This is a genomic window from Streptomyces sp. UH6 (assembly GCF_013421635.1).
Lineage (GTDB): Bacteria > Actinomycetota > Actinomycetes > Streptomycetales > Streptomycetaceae > Streptomyces > Streptomyces abyssomicinicus.
The window spans coordinates 1-5,041 of sequence record NZ_JACADT010000378.1 but is presented as its reverse complement, the minus strand read 5'-3'; the positions used below and the strand labels follow the sequence as shown (position 1 = coordinate 5,041).

The window sequence follows — 5,041 nt, the reverse complement described above, 5'->3', positions numbered from 1 at the left end:
CCCCGTGAGGCCGACGACGCCGTCGAGGCGGTGGCCCCGCAGGCCGAGGCGGAGGCCGACCCGCAGGTCGGACGCCTGCTCAAGGCGGCCCTGCAGACCCTGAACCGAGCCCGCTAGGAGACCCTGGGTGAACTGGGACGACACCACCGACGACGCCATCGCCCCCGAACGGCTGGTCGGCGCGTTCGCGGACGGCGAGGAACAGGCCGTCGAGGCCGCGCTGCGACCCAAGGACCTCGGCGAGTTCATCGGCCAGGAGAAGGTCCGCGAACAGCTCGACCTGGTCCTGCGGGCCGCCCGCGCGCGCGGCGCCACCGCCGACCACGTGCTGCTCTCCGGAGCGCCCGGCCTGGGCAAGACCACCCTGTCCATGATCATCGCCGCCGAGATGGGCGCGCCGATCCGCATCACCAGCGGCCCCGCCATCCAGCACGCGGGCGACCTGGCCGCGATCCTCTCCTCCCTCCAGGAGGGCGAGGTCCTCTTCCTCGACGAGATCCACCGCATGTCGCGGCCCGCCGAGGAGATGCTGTACATGGCCATGGAGGACTTCCGGGTCGACGTGGTCGTCGGCAAGGGCCCGGGCGCCACCGCCATCCCGCTGGAGCTGCCCCCGTTCACCCTGGTCGGCGCCACCACCAGGGCCGGGCTGCTCCCGCCGCCGCTGCGGGACCGTTTCGGCTTCACCGCCCACATGGAGTTCTACACGCCGGAGGAACTGGAGCGGGTCGTCCACCGCTCCGCGCTGCTGCTCGACGTGGAGATCGACGCCGCGGGCGCCGCCGAGATCGCCGGCCGCTCCCGCGGCACGCCCCGCATCGCCAACCGGCTGCTGCGCCGGGTACGCGACTACGCCCAGGTCAAGGCGGACGGCGTGATCACCCGTGAGGTGGCCTCCGCAGCGCTGCGGGTGTACGAGGTCGACTCCCGCGGCCTCGACCGGCTGGACCGGGGGGTGCTGGAGGCGCTGCTCAAGCTGTTCGGCGGCGGCCCGGTGGGTCTGTCCACGCTGGCCGTGGCGGTGGGGGAGGAGCGCGAGACGGTCGAGGAGGTGGCCGAGCCGTTCCTGGTCCGCGAGGGTCTGCTGGCCCGCACGCCCCGTGGCCGTGTCGCCACACCCGCCGCCTGGGCCCACCTCCAGCTCACCCCGCCGCACGCCGCGGCGCCCGGCGCGGCAGGGGCGGGCCAAGTGGGACAAGGGGACCTGTTCGGGGCGTGACGGCGTGTGACGGCAGGTAAAGCTCGCTACGGAAGGAACCCCGGTGACATGCTGGGCGTTGTTCCATCTGCGCGGGCTCGCTTAGACTCCGCCGATGCCGCCCCTGTGGGGCGGCGCTCCGACACCCCCGTCAACAGGCCGCTCACCATCGCGGTCGTGCGAAGGAACTCTCCGTCCCGTGGATATCTTGACCCTTTTCCCCATCATCATTCTCATCGGGTTCATGTTCGTGATGACCCGCTCGGCCAAGAAGAAGCAGCAGCAGGCCGCCGAGATGCGGGACTCGATGCAGCCCGGTACCGGCGTCCGGACGATCGGGGGCATGTACGCCACGGTCAAGGAGGTCAACGACGAGACCGTGCTGCTCGACGCCGGCCCCGGCGTGGAACTGCTCTTCGCCAAGAACTCCATCGGCGCCGTCCTCACCGATGACGAGTACAACCGCATCGTGCACGGCATCGAGGCCGAGCTGAAGGGCGACGTCGTTCCCGACGACGCCTCCTCCCTCACCGACGCGGACGACGCGGCCGCCGGTTCCGACACCGGTGCCGTCGCCGACGACAAGCCCGTCGACCTCGGCAAGGCGCAGGACGCGCCCAAGAAGACCGACGGCGAGTCCGACGCCAAGTAGGCACGCTCCGGCGTGGGGGGTGACCGGTCGCGCCCCGCGCACCCCGGGGGGGAACGCCTGCGTTCCGTACGGGGTCCGAACTTGTCATGGCCGCCCGCCGGCCCCAGAGGTGCGCGCGGCGGCCCGAGAGGGAGTACGAGAAGGTGGCAGCACCTAAGAAGGGCCGCAGCGCGAACGCGCCGAGCAAGCCGGGACGCGCCCTCGCCCTGATCCTGATCGCCATGGTGGCGCTCACCGGAGGGATGTTCCTCTCCGGTCACACCACCCCGCGTCTCGGCATCGACCTGGCCGGCGGCACCAGCATCACGCTTCGCGCGGTGGCCGAGAAGGGTCAGGAATCGGCGGTCAATCCGACCAACATGGCCACGGCGGTCGACATCATGGAGCGCCGGGTCAACGGTCTGGGCGTCTCCGAGGCGGAGGTCCAGACCCAGGGCGATCGCAACATCATCGTCAACATCCCCAAGGGCACCAACTCGCAGCAGGCCCGGGAGCAGGTCGGCACCACGGCCAAGCTGTACTTCCGGCCCGTGCTGCAGACGGAGCTCTCCGGGGCCGACGCCGCCGTCCCGACGCCGGGCGCCACCGACGGGGCCTCCCCGTCGGCAGAGCCCTCCGGGAAGCCCACGGGGAAGTCCACCGCCTCGCCCTCGGCCCCCGCCGCCACCGACCCGTCCGAGGAGGCGTCCCCGCAGGGCCGCGCGCTGACCGAGGGTCTCAAGGCCGCCACCAGCTCGCCCTCGCCCGACGCCAGCGGCACCCCCGAGGCCCCGGCCGAGAGCCCGGTGCCCGCCGACACGGCCGCGCCGGTCGACGCGGTGGTCCAGGAGCAGTACGCCAAGCTCGACTGCTCCGACCCCAAGCAGCGCGCCACGGCCGGCAAGGGCAGCAAGCCGGGCGACTCCATCGTCGCCTGCGGCAACGGCTCCGGCCAGTGGCAGAAGTACATCCTCGGCCCCGCCGAGGTCGACGGCACCGACATCGACGACGCCCAGGCCGTCCTCAACACCCAGACCGGCGCCGGCTGGACCGTGACCATGGAGTTCACCTCCAAGGGCGGCGACAAGTTCGCCGACATCACCGGCAAGCTCGCCACCCAGCCCAGCCCGCAGAACCAGTTCGCGATCGTGCTCGACGGCGAGGTCGTCTCCGACCCGTACGTCAGCCAGGCGCTGACCGGCGGCAACGCCGAGATCTCCGGCAACTTCACCCAGCCCGAGGCCCAGTCGCTGGCGAACATGCTGTCCTACGGCGCCCTGCCGCTGACCTTCGAGGAGGACAGCGTCACCACGGTCACCCCGGCGCTCGGCAGCGAGCAGCTCGAGGGCGGTCTCATCGCCGGCGCCATCGGCCTCGCGCTGGTCGTGATCTACCTGCTGTCCTACTACCGCGGCCTCGGCTTCGTCGCGCTCCTGTCGCTGGGCGTCTCCGCGGTGCTGACGTACACGATCATGTCGCTGCTCGGCCCGGCCATCGGCTTCGCGCTGAACCTGCCGGCGGTCTGCGGCGCGATCGTCGCCATCGGCATCACGGCGGACTCGTTCATCGTGTACTTCGAACGCATCCGGGACGAGATCCGCGACGGCCGCACCCTGCGTCCGGCCGTGGAGCGGGCCTGGCCGCGTGCCCGGCGCACCGTCCTGGTCTCCGACTTCGTGTCGTTCCTCGCGGCGGCGGTCCTGTTCGTGGTGACGGTCGGCAAGGTCCAGGGCTTCGCCTTCACCCTCGGCCTGACCACCCTGCTCGACGTGGTCGTGGTGTTCCTCTTCACCAAGCCGCTGATGACGCTGCTGGCCCGCACCACGTTCTTCTCGAGCGGCCACCGCTGGTCCGGCCTGGACCCGAAGCGCCTCGGCGTGCAGCCTCCGCTGCGCCGCAGCCGTCGTTCCTCCGCCCTCGTCGAACCGAAGGAGGCCTGAGATGTCGAAACTCGGCAACCTCGGCGCCCGGCTCCACCGCGGCGAGGTCGGCTACGACTTCGTCGGCAACCGCAAGATCTGGTACGGCCTGTCGATCCTGATCACGATCGTCGCCATCGTCGGCCTGTCCACCCGCGGCCTGCACATGGGCATCGAGTTCCAGGGCGGCGCCGTCTTCACCACCCCGAAGACCAGCGTCTCGGTCTCCCAGGCCGAGACGTACGCCGAGGAGGCGTCGGGTCACGACGCCATCGTCCAGGGCCTGGGCACCGGTGGCATGCGCGTCCAGGTGGCCGGCATCGACACCGGCGCCTCCGACAAGATCAAGGCGGAGCTGGCCGAGAAGCTCAAGGTCGACCCCGAGCAGATCAACGCCGAGCTCGTCGGTCCGAGCTGGGGCGAGCAGATCGCCAACAAGGCCTGGCAGGGCCTGGCGATCTTCATGGTCCTCGTGGTGATCTACCTGGCCATCGCGTTCGAATGGCGGATGGCCGTCGCCGCGCTGGTGGCCCTGATCCACGACATCACCATCACGGTCGGCATCTACGCCCTGGTGGGCTTCGAGGTCACGCCGGGCACGGTGATCGGTCTGCTGACCATCCTCGGTTACTCCCTCTACGACACGGTCGTCGTCTTCGACAGCCTCAAGGAGGGCACCCAGGGGATCACGAAGCAGACCCGCTGGACCTACCGGGACGTCGCCAACCGCTCGATCAACGGCACGCTCGTGCGGTCCATCAACACCACCGTGGTGGCGCTGCTGCCGGTGGCGGGCCTGCTGTTCATCGGCGGTGGCGTCCTGGGTGCCGGCATGCTGAACGACATCTCCCTGTCGATCTTCGTCGGCCTCGCGGCCGGAGCCTACTCGTCGATCTTCATCGCCACGCCGCTCGTCGCCGACCTCAAGGAGCGCGAGCCGGAGATGAAGGACCTGCGCCGACGGGTGCTCGCCAAGCGCGCGCAGGCCGGCGAGGGCGCGACCGCGGCGGCCGGCGCCGACGCGGGGAACACGAACGACCCGGAGGGCTCCGGAGCTGCCGTGGTCGGCCCGCGGGCTGGCCGGAGCGGCGGCCGGGCCTCCGGAAGGAGGCGATGACGCCGTGACGGACATCCAGGCGCTGCTGCTCAGCCGCATCCGCGAGGTCGAGGACTACCCCGAGCCCGGCGTGAGGTTCAAGGACATCACGCCGCTGCTCGCGGACCCCGCCGCGTTCGCCGCGCTCACCGACGCGCTGGCGGACATCGCGGTGCGGACCGGGGCGACGAAGATCG

4 protein-coding genes and 2 pseudogenes are annotated in these 5,041 nt (G+C 71.2%); all 6 read left to right on the top strand.

Annotated features, from left to right (window positions below; translation table 11 throughout):
- Positions 1 to 117, top strand: a pseudogene (locus HW445_RS18025) (Holliday junction branch migration protein RuvA); the annotation flags it as partial.
- Positions 118 to 127: 10 nt separating this feature from the next.
- Positions 128 to 1,219, top strand: a complete 1,092-nt coding sequence (gene ruvB / locus HW445_RS18020; RefSeq protein WP_180222029.1) for a Holliday junction branch migration DNA helicase RuvB — start codon at positions 128 to 130, stop codon at positions 1,217 to 1,219.
- A 178-nt stretch (positions 1,220 to 1,397) separates the two neighbouring features.
- Entirely contained in the window at positions 1,398 to 1,850 is a 453-nt protein-coding gene (gene yajC / locus HW445_RS18015; protein ID WP_180222028.1) for a preprotein translocase subunit YajC, read from the top strand.
- A gap of 143 nt (positions 1,851 to 1,993) precedes the next feature.
- The gene (gene secD / locus HW445_RS18010; RefSeq protein ID WP_180222027.1) at positions 1,994 to 3,769 is read left to right on the top strand and encodes a protein translocase subunit SecD; all 1,776 of its coding nucleotides are present in this window, start codon (positions 1,994 to 1,996) and stop codon (positions 3,767 to 3,769) included.
- Between the two features lies 1 nt (position 3,770).
- A complete protein-coding gene (gene secF / locus HW445_RS18005) occupies positions 3,771 to 4,865 on the top strand; it encodes a protein translocase subunit SecF (RefSeq protein WP_180222026.1) in 1,095 nt (364 codons plus the stop codon).
- A gap of 4 nt (positions 4,866 to 4,869) precedes the next feature.
- Positions 4,870 to 5,041 (top strand): annotated as a pseudogene (locus HW445_RS33635) (adenine phosphoribosyltransferase); the annotation flags it as partial.

Excerpts from the sequence above, each read along its gene's own strand:
- secF (WP_180222026.1), top strand. The coding sequence starts at position 3,771 with ATGTCGAAACTCGGCAACCTCGGCGCCCGGCTCCACCGCGGCGAGGTC.